This window comes from Streptomyces sp. JN8 (genome assembly GCF_055808075.1).
Map to the genome: position 1 here is coordinate 1,214,883 of NZ_CM147852.1, position 17,815 is coordinate 1,232,697.

The 17,815-nt window shown below is 72.2% G+C and carries 21 protein-coding genes; 4 read left to right on the top strand and 17 right to left on the bottom strand.

Annotated features, from left to right (window positions below; all coding sequences use genetic code 11):
* Positions 1–145: 145 nt before the first annotated feature.
* From ACY0MR_RS05170 to ACY0MR_RS05250, 17 genes are all read right to left on the bottom strand, one after another.
* Entirely contained in the window at positions 146–1,876 is a 1,731-nt protein-coding gene (locus tag ACY0MR_RS05170; protein WP_473559403.1) for an MSCRAMM family protein, read from the bottom strand.
* Positions 1,877–1,935: 59 nt separating this feature from the next.
* Positions 1,936–2,412, bottom strand: a complete 477-nt coding sequence (locus tag ACY0MR_RS05175) for a hypothetical protein (RefSeq protein WP_473559405.1) — start codon at positions 2,410–2,412, stop codon at positions 1,936–1,938.
* 17 nt (positions 2,413–2,429) lie between these two features.
* Positions 2,430–3,233, bottom strand: coding sequence for a DUF317 domain-containing protein (locus tag ACY0MR_RS05180; protein WP_473559407.1), 804 nt, complete (start codon positions 3,231–3,233; stop codon positions 2,430–2,432).
* Between the two features lie 49 nt (positions 3,234–3,282).
* The gene (locus ACY0MR_RS05185) at positions 3,283–4,488 is read right to left on the bottom strand and encodes a hypothetical protein (protein ID WP_473559409.1); all 1,206 of its coding nucleotides are present in this window, start codon (positions 4,486–4,488) and stop codon (positions 3,283–3,285) included.
* A gap of 29 nt (positions 4,489–4,517) precedes the next feature.
* Complete coding sequence (locus ACY0MR_RS05190) at positions 4,518–5,780, bottom strand: MFS transporter (RefSeq protein WP_473559411.1); 1,263 nt, start codon at positions 5,778–5,780, stop codon at positions 4,518–4,520.
* A gap of 29 nt (positions 5,781–5,809) precedes the next feature.
* Entirely contained in the window at positions 5,810–6,088 is a 279-nt protein-coding gene (locus tag ACY0MR_RS05195) for a hypothetical protein (RefSeq protein ID WP_473559414.1), read from the bottom strand.
* Between the two features lie 134 nt (positions 6,089–6,222).
* A complete protein-coding gene (locus tag ACY0MR_RS05200; RefSeq protein WP_473559416.1) occupies positions 6,223–7,125 on the bottom strand; it encodes a winged helix-turn-helix transcriptional regulator in 903 nt (300 codons plus the stop codon).
* Between the two features lie 43 nt (positions 7,126–7,168).
* Positions 7,169–7,588 (bottom strand): hypothetical protein, encoded by a 420-nt coding sequence (locus tag ACY0MR_RS05205; RefSeq protein WP_473559418.1) that lies wholly within the window; start codon positions 7,586–7,588, stop codon positions 7,169–7,171.
* Entirely contained in the window at positions 7,589–8,011 is a 423-nt protein-coding gene (locus tag ACY0MR_RS05210) for a hypothetical protein (RefSeq protein ID WP_376402118.1), read from the bottom strand.
* Complete coding sequence (locus ACY0MR_RS05215; protein ID WP_473559420.1) at positions 8,008–8,445, bottom strand: hypothetical protein; 438 nt, start codon at positions 8,443–8,445, stop codon at positions 8,008–8,010. The genes ACY0MR_RS05210 and ACY0MR_RS05215 overlap by 4 nt, the downstream gene beginning before the upstream one ends.
* 405 nt (positions 8,446–8,850) lie before the next feature.
* Positions 8,851–9,549: a hypothetical protein gene (locus ACY0MR_RS05220; RefSeq protein ID WP_473559422.1), complete on the bottom strand. Its 699-nt coding sequence runs from the start codon at positions 9,547–9,549 to the stop codon at positions 8,851–8,853.
* Positions 9,550–9,695: 146 nt separating this feature from the next.
* Positions 9,696–10,040, bottom strand: a complete 345-nt coding sequence (locus ACY0MR_RS05225) for an SH3 domain-containing protein (RefSeq protein WP_473559423.1) — start codon at positions 10,038–10,040, stop codon at positions 9,696–9,698.
* 121 nt (positions 10,041–10,161) lie between these two features.
* Positions 10,162–10,842: a hypothetical protein gene (locus ACY0MR_RS05230; protein ID WP_473559425.1), complete on the bottom strand. Its 681-nt coding sequence runs from the start codon at positions 10,840–10,842 to the stop codon at positions 10,162–10,164.
* Positions 10,839–11,495 carry a DUF3631 domain-containing protein gene (locus tag ACY0MR_RS05235; protein WP_391094527.1) on the bottom strand — a complete coding sequence of 219 codons (657 nt, stop codon included), beginning with the start codon at positions 11,493–11,495 and terminating at the stop codon, positions 10,839–10,841. The genes ACY0MR_RS05230 and ACY0MR_RS05235 overlap by 4 nt, the downstream gene beginning before the upstream one ends.
* Entirely contained in the window at positions 11,492–12,001 is a 510-nt protein-coding gene (locus tag ACY0MR_RS05240) for a hypothetical protein (RefSeq protein ID WP_473559427.1), read from the bottom strand. Before ACY0MR_RS05240 ends, ACY0MR_RS05235 begins: the two co-directional genes overlap by 4 nt.
* The gene (locus tag ACY0MR_RS05245; RefSeq protein ID WP_473559428.1) at positions 11,998–12,660 is read right to left on the bottom strand and encodes a DUF4913 domain-containing protein; all 663 of its coding nucleotides are present in this window, start codon (positions 12,658–12,660) and stop codon (positions 11,998–12,000) included. Before ACY0MR_RS05245 ends, ACY0MR_RS05240 begins: the two co-directional genes overlap by 4 nt.
* Positions 12,661–12,767: 107 nt before the next feature.
* Positions 12,768–13,523: a DNA-methyltransferase gene (locus ACY0MR_RS05250; RefSeq protein WP_473559430.1), complete on the bottom strand. Its 756-nt coding sequence runs from the start codon at positions 13,521–13,523 to the stop codon at positions 12,768–12,770.
* A gap of 646 nt (positions 13,524–14,169) precedes the next feature.
* Here ACY0MR_RS05250 and ACY0MR_RS05255 point away from each other — a divergent pair.
* The 4 genes from ACY0MR_RS05255 (at position 14,170) to ACY0MR_RS05270 (ending at position 17,804) form a co-directional block, all read left to right on the top strand.
* Positions 14,170–15,279, top strand: a complete 1,110-nt coding sequence (locus ACY0MR_RS05255) for a C40 family peptidase (RefSeq protein ID WP_473559432.1) — start codon at positions 14,170–14,172, stop codon at positions 15,277–15,279.
* A gap of 190 nt (positions 15,280–15,469) precedes the next feature.
* Complete coding sequence (locus tag ACY0MR_RS05260) at positions 15,470–15,754, top strand: DUF6112 family protein (protein WP_031008868.1); 285 nt, start codon at positions 15,470–15,472, stop codon at positions 15,752–15,754.
* A complete protein-coding gene (locus tag ACY0MR_RS05265) occupies positions 15,754–16,434 on the top strand; it encodes a hypothetical protein (protein WP_473559434.1) in 681 nt (226 codons plus the stop codon). Before ACY0MR_RS05260 ends, ACY0MR_RS05265 begins: the two co-directional genes overlap by 1 nt.
* Before the next feature lie 38 nt (positions 16,435–16,472).
* Positions 16,473–17,804 (top strand): SCO6881 family protein, encoded by a 1,332-nt coding sequence (locus ACY0MR_RS05270; protein WP_473559436.1) that lies wholly within the window; start codon positions 16,473–16,475, stop codon positions 17,802–17,804.
* Positions 17,805–17,815 lie beyond the last annotated feature (11 nt).

Consider the following 17,815-nt stretch of genomic DNA (forward strand, 5'->3'; position numbering starts at 1 on the left):
GGGGCGTGCGGGAGGTGGGCTCGTCCGAAGGAGAAGTGGCCGCGTGCCGTCGGGTGGCGGCTAGGACGAGGGCGTGCTGCCTGTCCGTCTACACGCTGAGGGTTGTCGGATTCGGGACCGGTGGAGCGGGACCCGAGGCTCCCGGTCAGCTGGCCGTGTCGCTCGTGCGTCGGCGGCGGCTGAACAGGTAAAGGCCCGAGCCGCTGGCGAGCAGAGCGGTCGCGCCGGCGATCAGCCACGGTGTGGTGTCCGCGCCGGTGTGGGCGAGGGAGCCGGACGGCGGTGCCGGGGGCGTGGTCGGCGCGACCGGGGGTGTCGTGGGCGGGGTCGGCGGCGTGGTCGGCGGAGCCGAAGGCGTGATGCTCGGGCTCGGCGGCGGGGTGGTCGGGACGGGCTGGTCGGCGAGGGTGACCGTGACGTCGGCGTCGGGCTTCGCGGTGAAGGCGACGGGGGTGGTGTCGAGCTGGTAGCCGTCGGGGGCCTTGGTCTCGGCGGCCCAGTAGCGGGTGCCGGCCTTGAGGGTGACGTCGAGGTCGGCCTCGGCGGTGCCGTTCTTGCCAGTGGTCAGCGTGGTGACGACCTTGCCGGGGATGTGCTTGCCGGTCTTGTCCGTCTCGTCGGCCCGGATGGCAATGACCGCGCCCGCGAGCGCCCGGCCGGTGTTCTTGTCGATCTTCTTCACCGACAGATCGGCCTTCATGAACGGGTCGACCAGGTCGATCGGGTTGGCCTGGGCGGTGCGTCCGGCGGTGATCGTGAGGGTCTGCTCGGGCACGAGGTCGTGGACGGGGCTGCCGGAGGACGTTTCGCGCAGGCGGTAGGTGCCGGCCCGGAGCTGGTCGAAGGCGAGGACGCCGTGCTCGTCGGTCTTGCCCGCGGCGACCTTCTTCCCGTCCTTGTCCAGGAGTTCGAAGGCGGCGCCGACCAGGCGGCTGCCCTCGGGGTCCTTCTTGCGGATGGTGACGCCGCCGGTTGCCTCGTCCACGGTGACGGTGGCCGAGTCCGTCACGCTGGTGGTGCCGCCGGCGAGGAGCATGCGCTGGGCGGCGGGGTTCTTCGGGGTGAGGACCTGAAGGTCGGTGGCGGGCAGGCCGTCGGCCTTCGCCGTGAGGCTGGCGGTGCCCGCGGTCTTCGCGGTGAATGCCCACTGCGCGGTGCCGCTCGTGCTCGTGGTGACCTTCCCCGAGGCGGTGCCGGAGCCGGACTCGGCCAGCGAGACGGTCACCTTCGGCACGGGGGCGCCCGCGCTCGTGGCGACCTTCACAGCGACGGTGACCTTGGTCCCGGCGGTGGTGGTCGTCACCGACGGGGTGATCGTCAGGGTGTAGGGGCCGCCGAGCCGCTTGGCCTCGGCGATGTAGCCCTGGGCGAGGGTGCGGGCAGTCGGCGAGACGACCGGGTAGGCCAGGCGCTGCTTGCCGCGGGGGCCGTCGAGGGCGTACGTGCCGCCGGCCAGGTACTCGTACACGACCGCGTCCACTGCCGCCGCCCGCGCGTTGTCGCGGGTCTGACCGTACCGCCCGATCACGTACGCCGCCTGGGCGAGACGCTCCTTCGGCACGGCCTTGCCGGTCACCGACGACGTCCAGGACGTCACCGGCCGCGGGGTGCTGTAGCCGCCTGCGTCGGCGGGGCCCTTGCGCTCGGGGTCGGCGCAGTAGGTCTCGGCGTCGCCGTGAACGGCCGGTCCGGGCGGGCCGTAGGCACCGATGTGGCTGGAGCCGGCGTTCCCTTCGGAGTCCGGGATGGTGTAGCCCGGGCCGAGGATCTCGCCGGCCGAAGGCGCCGCCAGGGCCGGGGTGGCCAGGACAGTGCCCGCCGTGCAGGCGGCGACCGCGACGGCCAGGTGTACAGATCGGGCGGAGCGAAGACGCATGGAGATGGTGAAGTCCTGTCGGAGTGGGTGTCGGTGGGGAGGGAACCGGCGAGGTGGGGCTACCGGCTGTGTGAGAGCGGGGCGACGGCCCGCCCGGGCAGAGCCGCAGAGGGCTTCGTTTCCGTGCGGATCCGTAGGGCGCCGGGGAACCAGAGCTGGACGTAGCGGTCGATCGCCTTGCGGAGGCCGGCGGTGCCGATGCCCTGCCAGGGCGGCGCGTCGGCGTGGCCCCAGTCGGTGAAGGTGCCGTAGCTCCCTTCCCCGGGCCTGGTGCCCAGTCGTTTGTCCCGGGCGACGAAGGCGTCGTGGTCGGCGAAGCTCAGCCACTGGGCGTCGATCAACCCGCTTTCCAGGTGCACGACTTCGAGGCGCAGGCCGTCGTAGCGCTGGTGCATGCGGGTGTCGGTGAAGCTGATTCGCAGTCGGAGAGGCAGGTCGGGGGCGGGTCTGGCGTAGTAGGTGTCTCCGACGACGACCGCCTCCGGATACGGGAGGGTGAGGTGGTCGTCGAAGAACTGCTCGGCGAACAGGGACAAGTGCGGACTCCCGGTGGTCAGCGGCGGGCAGCGGGGCGGGCGGGCAGGAGCGCCGAGGGGGTGGCCGTGCTCCAGCGTGGGACGCTGCCGACGGGGACCGGGCGGCGGACAGCGATCCGGGATCGGATGTCGCGCGGCGTGGGGACCGGTGCCTGGGGCGGTTCGACCGGAGTGAGGGTGGCGTGGGCGGCCAGACGCGGATGAAGGGTGTCTCGCCAGCGGGGCAGAGGTGCCGGGTCGGTGAACGCTTTCGCGGTGGCGGCTATCAAGTGGGAGGGCGTCCGGGAGCTGAAGGCGATCCCGGCGCGCGTGCCCCACCCAGAGGGTCCGGCCCACAGCGTGATCGCCTCGTCGGGGTACCGGTCGACGATGTCGATGCTCGCCCCGGCCTGCCCGTCAGGGGCGGTGACGTGCAGCCGTCCGCGGTCCGGGCCGCTGAGCGTCCAGCCGGCCGCGATCAGCGGCGCGACGGCGTCGGACCGGAGGCCAGCGGCGTGGAGGAAGCGGTCGCTGTCTTCCGCCCAGTCGTGCGCGAGCGCGGCGGTCAGGGCGCCGACCAGTTCGGGGGGCGTGTTCTGGTTGGCGGTGGCCGTCCACTGCGGTGAGGACATCGCGTCGGGTGCGGCGCTGATGGTCCACAGGTCGTAGTCGTCTCCGGCCCAGCCAATCCGGATGCGGTGGTCCGGGCTGGTGACGACGAGCTGGTGGGGGCCGTCGTCGAGGTGGTGGTGGGGCCAGTGAGAGACGGGCGCGAAGCCGGCGTCGCCGTGGCCGGAGGAACCGGCCAGGTATCGGGGGGTGACGTAGACGTCGCCGTCCACGGGCTGGAGGGCAGGCAGGGGTAGCTCCGGGTGGGTGAGGAGGGGGTGATCAGCGCATGGCGGGCGTGGCTGGGGCTGGACGCGGGGCAGGCGCGGGCGGGGGCGGGGGCGGCGCCGTGTCCGGTGTCCGCGTCGGCACGGCGGCGGCGCGGGCCTCGGCGACGAGCTGGCGTTTGAGGCCAGCGCGTTCGCCGGGTGGTAGTTCGATCAGGCCGTCGCCGGTGATGTGCGGGCACAGGCCGGTGACAATGCGAGAGGCGGCAACCGGCTGCTGGTTGACGAGTTGGTCGATGGCTGTCTCGACGGCCCGGCGGCGCCGGTCGTGTTCCGGGGAGGAGCGGCGGCGTTCGGTGACGGTGAGGGCGTAGTGGCGGAGGAGGTGCTTGTGTTCGGCCTGGCGCTGCCAGACGGCGGTGAGGAAGCGGCGGCCGTTGAAGACCTTGTACGCGTCGGTCTCCGGCAGGTCGTAGACGCCGGCGGGCAGCGCGCCGAGGGCTGAGGAGCTGGACGCCTGGGCCACGGGGGTGGTCAGCTCGGCGAGTTCGTCCAGGGCCTGGGCCCAGCGCCGCTGGAGGAGCGGGTGGCGCAGTGCCGTGGTGCGGGCGTTCTGGGATCGGACGTCGTCGGCGACCAGGCCGCGGAAGGCGACGGCGCCCTTGGCGAGCAGCTCGTCCACCTGCTGGGTGCGCGGCTCGGTGAGGAGACCGTCGTCCCATCCTTCCTCGACCGTGCCGAAGACGTCGGCAGCGGCCGGGCGGGGAGGAAATCCGGCCTCGGCGAACGTTCGGGTGAGCAGCCGGTTGCAGTGGTCGGGAAGGGCTTCCACGAGCCAGTTGCGGGCCATGACGATGACGTCGTTGGAGGGTGGCGTGGCTTCGGCTTCGCGCTGTCGTCCCTCCTCGCGTCGCACGGCGGTGGTCTTCCGGGTGACCTCGTGCAGGGCGGTGCGGACGCGTCGCAGGAGGCGGGTGGTCCGGGCGGCGCGGGCGTCGCCGTGGTAGGTCATCCGCTCGGCGGCGACCTGGAGGTCGCCCTGGGCGAAGGTGAGGGCGTCGTGCAGCTGAAGGAGACGCCCGGGGGCGTGGAGGGCCGTGTGCTGTTCGGGGCGGAGCCGGCCGTCGGCGTCGGCTATCGCAGCCGTGACCAGCTGGTCGAACCGCTCCTCTATATAGAGGTCGAAGGCGTGGTCGTCGAGGGAGGCGACCTCGTGCAGGTGCAGACGCTCGTGCCGGGTGTCGTCGGTCGGCTGAGTCATGGCGGGGCGGTTCCTTGTACGGGTAGAGGTCATGCGGTCGCGGGGCGCCGGGCGGCGGGGTGGCTACGGAGCTTGGCGAAGGAGACGGCGAGTCCGAGGGCCTGCAGGACGGCGCAGGCGGTGATGGCGTGGCCCAGCAGGTCGGGCGGAGTGAGAGCGACCAGGGCTCCGGCGATCGGGAAGGGGGCCAGGAGTAGCAGGATGATCAGGGAGAGGGTGGCGCCGAAGACCTCGGCGGGGACCAGGCGGGCGCGCAGGGTGCGCAGGACGACGGTCATGCCTGCCTCGCCGGCCATGAGGAGGGCCACGAGGACCAGGAAGACGGTGTAGGTGTGGGCGGCGGCCAGGGCGAGGCAGGTGGCGGAGGCGAGGGCGGCGGCTGCGGCGCCGACCGGCCACAGGCCGACGCGGTCGATGGCGAGTCGGGCGAGGGCGACCATGGCCAGGGAGGCGACGGCGGCGGCCGACCAGACCAGTCCGACCTGGCTGCTGGTACCGCCGAGCTGCTGGATGACCAGTACGGGGCCGGCGGCCTGGACCAAGCCGATCGCGCAGTTGGAGAGGAGCAGGCCGACACAGAGCCAGCCCAGGGCTGGCAGCGACCGGAGCGTTCTCCAGCCGGTCTTCATGCCCTGGACGACCGGGGTGGGCGCCTCGTGCGGCCAGATCGGGCGCTGGCGCGGGGCGAGCGCGGCGCCGAGCAGGGAGCAGGCGGCGATCGTCAGGAGCATGCCGGTCGCGCCGACGTACTGCAGCAGGACGCCGGCCAGGGCCGGGCCTGCGAGCGTGGCGCACTGGTCGATGCCGAGCAGGACGGCCTGGACCCGGTGGGCGTGTTCGCCCGCGTCCCGGCTCGCGGCGCCGCCGGCGGTCTCGGCCGCGATGTACGCGAACTCGCTGAGGACGCCCGTCGCGGCGGCGAGCACCATGACGGTGACCACGGCGCCCAGGCCGACGCCCATCGCGGGCAAGGCGCCAGCGGCGGCCAGGGCGACCACGGCCCGCAGCACCGAGGCGGTGCGCAGCACCCGCGTGCTGCCGACCCTGTCGACTGCGGCGCCCGCGAACGCGAACGCCGAGAGCCTGGGGAGCCATTCGAGGACGAACGCCAGGCCGGTGAGGGCGGCGGAGTCGGTGACGGCGAGAACGAGCAGGGGAATGCCGTAGGTGCTCATCGCGAACGCGCCGGCGTCTGCGGTACGAGGGACGTAGACGCCGCGCACGGGGCCGAAGGCCGGAATGCGGGCGTGGCGGCCGGCGGGTGGCCGGGATGTGGAGTGCGTGCGGGGCATCGGGCGTTTCCGGTGGAAGGTACTGAGGTTCAGCGGCCGTTGGGACGGTGGGCCGGGGCACGGCTGACGGCCGGGGCGGGCGCGGCGGTGGTCTGAGAGAGGGCCTTGAAGGCGGTGCACAGACCGGTCAGGTGGCGTACGGCGTCGCCGCGGCGGGCGACGAGGATGTCGATCTTCGGGCCGGTGAACTGCAGGACGCCGTCGGTGGTGTGGTGGCGGTACTGGTTGCGGCCGTCGACGACGCGGCTGAGCTGATCGATGGCGTACTCGGCCTGCCCTTGGAGTTGCTCGTCGATGCCGTCGAGCACATCTGCTTCCTTACGGATGAGGCGGCCGAGGAGAGCAGCCGCCTGGCCGCTGGCAGGGTTCCGGACGGGGATCCCTCCCAGCAGGGAGCGCACGGTGGCTTCGCCTAGTCGGGGCGTCGGTTGCCGCGGCCCGGTCACCGGCACGGCCCGGTCGTCGGGGAGGAGAACAGGTCGGCCGGCCGCCAGGTCTTCGCCGGAGCGGGAGCAGGCGGCTGGGCGACCGGCAGGGCAGGACGCGTGCTCTGGCGGGCCTGGTGGGCGGCCCACTGCCCCGTGCGCGCGGCGGCCGGAAGGCGGGGGGCGCCCCACAGCGGGTGGCTGTCGGCGTCCTTGTGGGGCCGGCCGCTCGCCCAGGCGGAGGCGGCCCGGTAGACGGGGGCCAGCGCGTGGGCGGCGTCGGTGAGGCGCAGCTCCATGCCCTCGTCCTCGGCGCCGGTGGGCCAGACGGGCTGGCGGGTGGAGACCAGGCGGTCGTCGATGAGCCGGTGCACGGGCGGGTACACGGCGCTGGGGCTGAAGCCGGGGAGCAGCGTCTTACGCAGGGACACGATGCTGGACGGTCCGCGTTCCTTGAGGGCCCACAGCAGGGGGGTGGCGTGCCGGTAGGAAACCAGGGCGAGGGCGTCCTCGGCGTTCTGGGCGGCCGGGATCCGTTCGGGCAGCTGCACCACCTGCGGCTTGCCGTCCTTGATGATCGTCGTGTCGATGAGCTGCTTGTCGAGGTGCTGGTCGCCGTACTCCGCTAGGGCGTGCAGCGTCGGGAGGAGTGCACGGCCGCGGTCGGTGAGGCCGTAGGTGACGTGCCGCGAGGTCACGGCGGTGCGCTCCAGTAGCCCGGTCTCGCACAGGGCGCGCAGGCGCGGGGTGATCTGACTGGCGATGAGCCAGGGCAGGCGGGACTGGATCTCGGTGTAGCGCAGGCCCTTCGGCTCGGAGGCGAGGGTCATGAGCATCCAGACGCTCCAGCGCGGCGCGATCATCTCCAGCGTCTCGGCGACGCGACGCAGGTCGGGGGAAAGGGCTCGGGCAGCGGCCACGACGGAACTCCAGCGGAAGAAGAGGAACGGGGTGGGAAGCGGGTTACCGCGCGCGGGCGGCAGGAGAGGCGACGGCCGGCGGCAGGTCGACGGCGGTCTCGGGGACGGCTGGTGGGGTGGCCGGCGCTGACTCGGGTACGCGGTGGAGGCTCTGCAGGACGTCGCCAAGGACCTGGTCGTGTGCGTCTCGGGCGGTGACGGCGTGAGCGAGGCGGCGGGCGGCGTCGATGATGTGCCCGACGTCCGTGGCCTCGAAGGCGCGCCCGGGGGCGGTCAGGCGATGCAGCTGCTCGGCGTGGAAGGCGACGCCGTGGTCGGCGTGCTGCAGGGCGTCGAAGGCGTTGAGCAGGGCGTACCGCATGGTGCCCGGTTCGGCGCCGACCGCGAGTTCGGTGACCGGCCGGCCGTAGAGAGCTGCGATCCGGTCCCCCGCCGCCCGGGAGGCGGCGTACGGATCGGGCACTCAGCGTCCCCGTGCTGCCGGCCGGATCTGTGTCGAGGAGGCGGGCTGCGTGGGAGGCAGAGTGCTGGTCAGGGGGGTGAGGCGGGTGGTCGGCGGCGGCATCGCGGCCAGAAGTGCGTCCAGCGTGCGGATGTATCCGCGCCGGCCGTCGAGCGCGGCGTCGAGCCAGTACACGTCGGTCTGGAGGGTCTCCGCCGAGAGCTCGTCCAGGTTTCCGGCGGGGGCCATGCTCGCGTGGACGCGGTCGCGGACGCGGACGACCTGCTCCTCGGACAGGGCGAGCATCGCCCGCACCTCAAGGGCTCGGGTGAGCGCGGGGGACGCCCCCGACCGAACGACCTGCGCGTACAGGTCGGCGAGCGGAGCGCCGAACGCCCGCTCCAGTGCCTCGTCACGGCTGCTCTTCTTGTCGGCGACGCTCATCGTGCGATTCCGATCTGCGCGGGCCGAGCCGGGACGGCCACAGGGAGCGTGGTGGTCAGCCGGGGCGCCGGACTGGTTCGCGCGCGCTGTGGTCCGGCCGGGACCTCCACCAGCGCGGTCACCCACTGGGCGTACAGGTCCCGCGCTTCGACAGCCCGGTTCACCTGGTGGGCCAGGCTCATCACCGGGTCGTCCAGAACCTCGCCCGTGGCCGTCTCCAGGGCGGCGACGAGCGCGTCCTCGGCTTCCTCCAGCGCCGACTGCGCCTGCGTGAGCAGGCCGTAAGCGTGGATGACGCTGGTGAGTCCGGCCGTGGCGGACGCCTGGTTCGTGAACCGGATCAGTTCGTCGAGCGGCGTCCCGAATCGGGTTTCGATGCGGCCGGCCAGCACGGCGACGATCTCGCCGTCGAGGAAGTCGGGGGTCTCGGACACGGAAGGTGCTCCAGAAAGGGATGAAAGGCGGGGAAGGTCAGGGGCGGTCGCGGTCGTCGCGGCGGTTGTGCCCGGCGTCGGCTGAGCCGGGGGCGCTTGCGGCTGGGGCGACGTGACGTCCTCCGCCGGATGGGGCCGTCCGGCCGGCCGCCCGGGGCGGATGAGACGCGAGGGGGCGGCTCGGAAGGACGGTGGCTTCGATGGAAGCAGGCGAGTAGCACACGGCGGAGGCTCCGTACCAGGGGGAACAGGGAAAATGCAGCCCTGCGAGAGGGCCGCTGTAGTGGGCAAGGGTCCGGAGAATCCCCGGTTTCGGAAACCGGGGATTCGCCGCTATATTGCGCACTTTTGATGCTGGCCGAACCTGTCCGGGAGGGGCGGCTCCAGTGGCGTAGGTCGGCCAGGTCAGCGTCCTGGTGGCCTGGCCGCTGTCGGTGCCGGGGTGACGGGCGCGGCCGTCGGCACGGTGCGCAGGACGGTGGGGGCGGGCGGCTTGAGCGGCGGGGCGTCTCCGTCCCTCCAGGCTTCCCACCACTGGATGGCCTGGTCGTAGGTGGCGAAGCCGCCCTCGCGCAGGGTGTGCGTGCCTGCGCTCATATCGACGCACTCCCGCAGGATCCTGAACTCCGGTCCGGCGTGAGGGTCGAGGGAGCGCAGCATCACCGCGGTCTCGGGGGCGTCGCGCTCGTCGTCGGTGTAGCTCGCGAGCAGGGCGAAGTGGTCGCCGTCTCGGCGGATGCGGGTTTCCAGGGCTTGTGTGATGGCGTCGGCCGGCTGGTAGCGGTCGGGGCCGACCACGGCGGCCGGGCAGCCTCGCGCGATCAGCCACGATTCGGCCATCGCGATCAGCGGAAGCTCTGTGCTGTCGATCGTGAAGGTGCGGGCTTTCAGGTCCCGGGCGACGTGTACCGCTCTGAGTTGGGGTTCTCCGGGAATGCCCCAGGGAGCGCCCTCGTCGTACAGGACGAAGTAGGCGTCGGTCCACGTGCGGTGCTCGCCGAGGACCTTGTACGACGAGCTCTCCACGGCTTCGAGAAGGTCCTGGTGGCAGGGGGCGGCGGGCTCGAAGCCGTCGAGTTCGTAGGCGGGGTTGTCGTCGGTCACGTAGGGATGGGGCTTTCGGTCGAAGGGAGGGCGGTCGCGCCGCCGTCGTGTCCCCGCTACGGGAGCGGGGACACGACGCGGTGCGACGAGTCACGCGGGTGCCGGACGGGGGTGGCCGGAAGGTCGGGCAGCGCCTGGTTGGGGGATCAGTCGAGGCACATGCGGACGTCGCGGTAGACGTAGGTGCCGGAGACCCAGCCCTTCACGCCGGTGGTGAGGTCGGTGATGTAGTGCCAGCCGCTGCGGGAGGAGTGGACGGTGAAGCGGTGGCCCTTGTAGAGGACGCCCACGGCGGTGGAGCTGGTCGTGGGGCTCTGGCGGATCTTGACGGCGCTGGTGCCGATGGTCCACGGACCGGGGAGGTCGCAGGCACGGACGAGCGGCGTGGCCGCAGGGGCTGTGGTGGTCGCGGCGGTGGCCGCGGAGGCTGCGACCGGGACAGCGGCGGTGGCGAGGGCGACGGCGCACAGGGCGGCACGGGTGAAACGCACGGAGGAACTCCTTGAGGGTTCTGGGGATGAGGGAAGGCGGGGCTGCTGGGCGGGCAGGGCGTCCGCCGGCGGCGAGGCTGGTGGCCTCGGGGCCGTCCGCCGTTGGGCGGCGGGCGGTGATTCAGCGGCTGCGCGCCGGAACTGGCCAGGCGCCGGCGGGATGTACGGGCGCGGCAGGCTTCTGTTGGGCGGGGTGGCGGGAGCCGACGAGGGTGGAGCGGCCGGCGTCGGTGAGGGTGATGGGCTGGCCGACGATCAGGTCGCGGGAGGTGTCTCTCGCGACGAGGCCGTGGTGTTCGAGGCGCTGGAAGGCCATGTAGTCCACGAGACGGCCCTGGGTCGTTCGGACGGAGACCCGGTGGGTGTGCAGGTGTTCGCGGACGGTTCCGCCGGCGGCGAGCGAGAGCAGGGCGGCCAGGTCGTGCGCGGTGAGGTCGGTGCTGATCGCGGGCGTAGGCGGGGCGGAGGCTCGGACCCTCTCCAGGGCAGCAGCGGCACGGAGTTGCTTCTCGTCCCGGTGGTCAACGGCCTGGGCGAGGTCCCGTAGGGTCCGCCGCATCCGGTCGAGCAGGGCGTCGTCGACGACGTGCGCGCCGGAGGACAGCTGCATCAGCACGTTGCGGTGGTAGGCGACCGCGGTTTCGGCGACCCCGAGGTCGCGGTGGGCGGACGCCAGGGCGGTGCGGTCTTCCGAGAGCAGTCCGGCGTGGTGATCGTGGTGCAGGCCGGCCAGGTCTCCGACGGCTTGCTCGATCGGTCCGTCCAGGGCTGTCGGGGCCGTGGTGCGGGGGGCAGCTGTCACCGGGTCTGCCAGAAGCCTGCGCAGTCCGAGCAGAGGACGGCGAGGAGGGCCGTGCGCCGGTAGGACTTGCGGCGTCGGCCGTCGGGGAGGGTGATGTCGCGGCTGGAGACCTCGTACGGGCGAAGCAGCGTGGCCAGCCTGGCCTGTGTGAGGGACGCGTACGGCCAGCGGCCCTCGGCCACACCCGGCAAAGTCCGAAGTCCGTCGACGAGGTCAGCGGAGGCCAGGGCGTCCGGGGAGCCATACGCGGAGAAGACGGCCAGACAGGCAGCCGCGATGCACTCTCCGCCGAGAGGACGACGAGGGAAGCAGCACGGGTCCAGCTGAGGGGCGGCCCCGCCCGGGTCGGTCTCGACCGGTGCGGCCGGTGCCGAGCAGGTGTCGTCGCCCAGCAGGCGGTCCACCTCCCGCCCTGCTGCGATCAGATCCTTGAGGATGGCCGCGATGTCCTCGATCTCGTCGTCGACCTCACCTTCGGTGACCGGCCTCGGCCCGTTGACGATGTCGAGCAGTTCACGTTCGAGGTCGTCCTGGCGTGCCTTCGCGTCCAGGAGTGCCTGATGGTGCGGGTTCGGCTCGGGCGTGCGGGCGCCCGTGAGGTCGTCGTCCAGGAGGGCGCCAAGGAGGCGGAGGAACGGGCTTCGGGTGGTCAACGCTGAGGTCCTTTGGGGTCGTTGTGGTGCGTGGGCGAGGTGAACGGGTCCGCCGGTCGCCACGGCGGCGCCGGCGAAGCAGTCGTGGCGGCCCTGGCCGCAGGCTGCGGAGCGCTGCTCTGCAGCTGAGGCGGGATGGTGCGGGCCGCGTGGACACGAGGGCCCGCGGGTGGGCGCGGCCGGTTCACGCGGGCGCGGACGACGTCGTACACCTCGTGCCGGGCGCGGGGCCGGACGGCGACGATGTGCGCCTCGACGGTGTGCTGAGAGCTGGGCGGGGCCTTCTGCAGGCGGTAGACGATCCGCCATTCGGCGCCGGCGCCGAGGTAGAGCTTGCGGTACTCGCGCAGCTCGTAGGCGAGTTCAGGGCCGGTGATCCGGGCCCGGACGACGCCCTCGATCAGGTCGAGTGCCCGGTCCCGGATGTCCTGCGGCAGGGCACGCAGGTCCGTGAGGGCGCCGGGGTTGAACGACAGCCCGTAGGCAGGGCGGGGTTCGGCCGTCATGACGCGGGGCCGGCTTCGGTCGAGGGCGCGTCACCGTTCTCCTGCCGCGATCGGGCATCGCGGGCGAGGGTCCTGGTCGACGGGCCGGGACCACGGAGGAGCCGGTGCTCGGGACGCTCCGGGTCCGTCTGGCAGGCGCTGAGCGGCCCGCCGGGTGAGCGAACGTGGGCCATGGCGTGGGTGAGGAAGTCGCGGTGCCAGACGAACATCCCGGACGCGCCAGCGTCCGGCTCCTTGTGCTGCTGGTAGGCCATCCACAAGGCGTGCAGCCACGCCACGACGTCGAGGTGCTCCTGCCACTCGGGGCACCAGGGAGCGGCGGTGGTGATCTCGGCGCCGTAGACGTCCATCAGGACGTCGTCGACCCAGTCGCTCAACACAGCCAGCTCGTCCTCGAACTCGTTGCCTTCCAGCTCCAGGATCGGCTTGGGGTCCGGTGGCGGGGTGAAGGCCGGCATGCCGGGGAAGCCGGCGAACGGCATGCCCGCCGACCTCGGATCGGCTGGCGGCGTGGCGGCGAGCCGGTCGATGACCCGCGCTTGTTCGGCCGAGCGATCGAGGAGTTTCCGGACGGACACCTCGATCGATTCGAGGTCCGGCTCCGGAACACGGACGGGCTCCAATTCCCCACCGTCGGGGGACTCGGTGAATTCGGACACGAAAAGGATCTCCTTGCAGCCGGAGCCGGTGACTCAGTGGCTCCGATGGTCCGGAGAATCCCCGGTTTCGGAAACCGGGGATCGGCCGCTATATTGCGCCCTGCCGCTCAGGCGCCGAGGACGAAGTCCTCCTGGGATGCGGTCTCTCGCAGGGTCTCCGACAGGCGCTCGGTGGCGACGGACGCGTACTCCTCGGTCTTCTCGATGCCGATGAACTGCCGTCCTTCGAGCAGAGCGGCCACGCCGGTGGAGCCGGATCCGGCGCAGAAGTCCAGGACCGTGCCGCCGGGCGGGGCGATCTTGACGAGCTCGCGCATCACCGAGACGGGCTTCTGGGTGATGTGCTTGCGGTCCTTGCCCGAGGGCTGCGAGGCGCTGTAGAGGCCGGGCAGGTAGACGGGGTTCGCGGCGGCGTTGACCCGGCCCTTCGTTCCCCAGACGATGAACTCGCAGTCCTGCCGGAACTTGCCCTTCTGGGGCCTGGCCTGCGGCTTGTGCCAGGTCAGGACACCCAGCCACAGCCAGCCGGCAGCCTGGAGGGCATCTGTGGTCGCCGGGAGCTGGCGCCAGTCGGTGAACAGCAGCGCCGTCCCGCCGGTCTTCGTGGCCCGGTGCGCCTCGGTCATGATCTGCGTCAGCCAGAGCGTGTAACTGCGCTGGTCCATGTTCTCGCCCGTGAAGTCCGGCAGGACGTGCTTGGCGTCTGCGGAGACGTACTTCTGCCGGGCCGAACGGCTCGTGCGCTCCTGCGCGGTCCGGCCACCCGAGTTGTACGGCGGGTCGGTGATGACGGAGTCGGCGCAGCCGTCGGGCAGGGTCGACAGGACGCTCAGCGCGTCACCGTGGTGCAGGAAAAAAGACATGAGGGTGCCCCAATTCGGAGGAGAAACGGAAGGAGGGTCCCCTGATGGCAGGCCCGGCGGAAGAAGCCGAGTTCGACCGGGCGCAAAGGGGGGAGGACGAAACTCTAGGGCACGATCCCCGGTTGAGAAGCATCACCGCCGAAGAGCCAGGAAATGCGCTCCGATTCCGGCTGGCGATTTCGGTGACCGGGGATCCGGGTTTACTGTCTTGTCATTGCCCGGCGGACACCGCTGATGGCGCCCTCTCCCTCTCCCCACTCCTGCCCAGGAGGCCCTTGTGTTCCGTCCGTGACCCCGCACGCGCTCCGCGCCGCCCTGTTCGCCCTTTCCTCCCCAGCACCACCGACCTGAGACGGAGGCCGTCATGTACCGCCCCTGCTGACCCCGCCCGAACTCCTCGTCTTCCCTCCCCGCTCCATGGAGGTCCTGCTGATGTTCCGTCCGTAACACCCCCGCCTGACGGGGTGCGTGAGCCAACACGCACCCCGGCCAGCCCGCTTCCGCACCACCGCTCCGGCCGCACGGCCCTTCCTCTCGCGCACCGTGCGGCCGGAGCCCTCCCCGAAGGACTCGCTGTGTTCCTGTCCCGCCCCTTCCCCTCCCCATGCGACCGCTTCGCTGACCGCCGTCCGGAGACCGCCCGCGAGTGAAGGGCATCGCCGCCGCGATCGGCGCGCTCTGCCTTCCCCCTCTTCTCCTCGCCGGCACGGCCGTTGTCGCCGCCGCCGGCGGATCCTCGGCCGTGACGGTGCCGTCCTGCACCACCGCCCCGGTCGACGCCGCCGCTGTACAGAAGCAGGTCGCCGCCGTTCTCGGTGGGTCCGGAGCCAAGGGCTCGCGTATCGAGGGCCTCGAACTGCCCGATGAACAGATCCCGCACGCCCGCACCATCGTCGCCACCGGCATCGACCTCGGCGTTCCCGAACGCGGCCAGGTCGTCGCGCTGGCCACCGCGATCCAGGAGTCCCGGCTGCGCAACTTGTCGTACGGCGACCGCGATTCGCTCGGTCTGTTCCAGCAGCGCCCGAGCCAGGGCTGGGGAACTCCCGCTCAGATCCGCGACCCCGCCTACGCCAGCAGGAAGTTCTACGAGGGCCTGCTGAAGGTCTCCGGCTGGCAGCAGATGACCATCACCCAGGCCGCGCAGGCGGTACAGCGCTCCGGCTTCCCGGACGCCTACGCCCAGTGGGAGCCTCTCGCCCGCGCCCTGCAGCAGGCGCTGATGACCGCACTCCACGCGCCCGACGGTTCCGCAGGCGGAACACCGGCCCAGCGGCCGGCCGACTCGTGCGAGCCGCAGACCGGCGGTGCCGCCACCGGTCCGATCCCCGAAGGCACGGTCCCGAAGGGATACACGATCCCCGCGGACGCCGATCCTCGCGCGAAGACTGCTCTCGGCTGGGCCATGCACCAGCTCGGTACGCCGTATCAGTGGGGCGGGTCCTGCACGGACGCGCACGGCCAAGACGCCCTTAAGCGCTGCGACTGCAGCTCCCTGACCCAGCAGTCGTACAAGGCCGCCGGCATCGCTCTCACCCGGGTCTCCCAGACCCAGGCGCACGAAGGGCGAGCCGTCTCCCTCACCCAGCTCCGCCCGGGCGATCTGCTGTTCAGCCGCGGGACCAAGGCCGCCCCTGAGCACGTCGGTCTGTACGCGGGCCACGGGCTCGTCATCGAGGCCCCGCGCACCGGCCGCAACGTCCGGTTCAGCACCCTCGCGGACTACGCCGCCCACAGCGCGCGCCGGGTCCTCTGACACCGGCCCCGCCCGGCCCGCCCTTTCGAGGCGCCGGGCGGGCCCGGCCAACTTCGCGCCGCCGAGCACTTCTCCCCCCTCTCCTTCCTTCTTCTCCCGTTCCCCGGCACGGGCCGCTGAGCCCTGCCCTCACAAGGAGCGCACCACCATCTCCCCCGCCACCCTCACCGCCCTCCCGTACTACCGTCTCCTGCTCGCCTTCGACCCCGGCGTTTCCCCGAAGGGCGGCGGTCTGCCGGGCCTCGAAGTCCTGCGCACCGTCGTGAACAGCATCAATTTGTTCGGCATCGTGGCCGTGGTCGGCGCGCTCGCCGTCAGCCTCGGCGTGTGGGCCTGGGGTCACCACACCGGCGGCCACCAGGCCGAGGCCAACGGCAAGAAGGGCGCCGTGGTCGCCGCCGGCGCCGCCCTCGGGCTCGGCGCCGCCAACGGCATCGTGGCCTTCTTCTCCGCCCTCGGGTCCCAGGTCCAGTAATGGGGAAACGTTCCCTCTCCCCCCGTGTCGGCTGGAGGCCATCACGACGGATCGTCATCGCCGCCGGCGCACTGATCATGCTGCTGCTCGTGGCCAGCGTGGTCGCCTGGTGGACCGGCAGCAGCAAGACGGCCGACGCCTCGCCACAGCCGCACGCCACGACCTCGCCCCCTGCCGGCGCCGCCGGTTCGGCTCCTCCTCCGGACGGCGAATCGGCAGCGCCGGTGGCCGGGCCGCCTCCGGTCTCTGACCCGCTCGTCTTCGCCCGGGCCAGCGCGGTGATGCTGTGGTCCTTCGACGCCCGGACCACCAGCCACGCCGAGCAGCTCGCCGGGATGAAGTCCTGGATGACGTCCGAATCCGCCTACGCGGACTGGAACTCCGTGCAGGCCCAGATCCCCGACCCGGTGCTGTGGTCGTGGCTGAAGGACAACGGCCAGCACGCCACCGCAGCCGTCTCCGAGGCGCACTTCCCCAGTGCCTTCAAGCAGGCCATCGCCGACGATCCCGCCGCGATCACCGAGGCGTACATCTACGCCGTCACCGTGCGCGGCAAGACCCAGCTGGCCTGGACCGGGGGCGGGTCGGGAGCCGAGGACCGCCAGATCACCCTGGCCGTCCAGTGCCGGCCCAGCGCGGACTGCCGCCTGGTCGCCGTCGCCCCGCGCGTCGCCCCGTAGCCCTCTCCCGTACTTCCTGACCCGAAAGGACGCCCGACGTGGGCTTCTGTGACCTGCCCGTCGCCGGTTCGATCTGCGACATCGGCGACGCGATCGAGTTCGCCTCCGATCCCGTCGGCGCGATCGGGAACTGGATGGTGCAGAGCGCCGGTGACCTCGCCGCCGCGGCGGCCGACCTGGCTGCCAAGGCCATCGACCGCACCACCGCCATCGACCTCGGCGCGAGCTGGTTCCGCGACAACTACGAGACGATCTTGCCCATCGGCCTCATCGTGCTGGTCGCCACCTTCTGCGCCCAGCTCGTCAGAGCCGCCGTCAAGCGAGACGGCCAAGCCCTCGTCCAGGCCCTCACCGGAACAGCGAGCGGCGTTCTCTTCGCATTCTGTGCGATCACCTTCACCACCGTGGCCATCGAAGTCGTCGACGCGCTGTCCGCCGGACTGTTCGCGGCGGCCGGCACGGACATCGCCTCCGCCGTGCGCCGGATCGTGAAGGTCTCGGCCATCGGTGCCGTCGCCGGACTGGGCTGGCTCGTCGCGGTCATCGCCGCCCTCGCCTCAGCCGCAGGAGCGTTCCTGTTCTGGTGCGTGATGATGGTCCGGAAGGTCGGCATCCTGATCCTCGTCACCTTGGCCGTGTTCGCGGGAGCGGGCGGCGGCTGGGAGGTCGCCCGCCGGTGGCGCCGCGGCTGGATCGAAGCCACCGCCACCCTCGTCGTCTCCAAGCTTCTGATGACGATCGTCTTCGTCCTCGGCATCTCCGCGCTCGGCGAAGCCGACAGCAAGGACGGCCTCGCCGCCCTGGCGGACGTTGCGGCAGGCATGGTGATCATGCTGCTCGTGCTGCTGTGCCCGTACATGGTCTTCAAGTTCGTCCACTGGGCGTCCGAGGGCACCGACGGCGAATCCATCCACCGCGCCGGTGGCGCAGGAGCCTCAGTGGCCCGCCAGCACGCCGAGAACGCCGGCCGTAAGGCAGCAGCCGCAGCGGCGACCGCCGGCACGGGCGGCGCCGCCGCCGAAGCCGGCGCGGCAGGAGGTGCCCAGGCCGGCGGTGGCGGGTTCCCCGGTGACATCGCCGCCAACCCCGCGACCGGCACCGGCATGCAGAGCGAAGGCTCCAAGGGCGACTCGGAGAGCCGTCTGCAGGACCTGCTCCAGCAGACGATCTCGCCTCAGTCCCAGGGCGGCGGCACGCCCGACGGCCAGGAGGGCACCCCTCCGAGCTGGAGCGGGAACTGGGCCGGCAGCGAAGCCGCCCCCGCGGGACAGCAGAGCGGTGAGCTCGGCAGCAGCTCGGCCGCGATGCCGCCCGCTCACGGGGCCGCGAGCAGCGACTCCGCGCCCGCCGGCCCGCCGCCGGGCCCGTAGCCGCCCCTCCC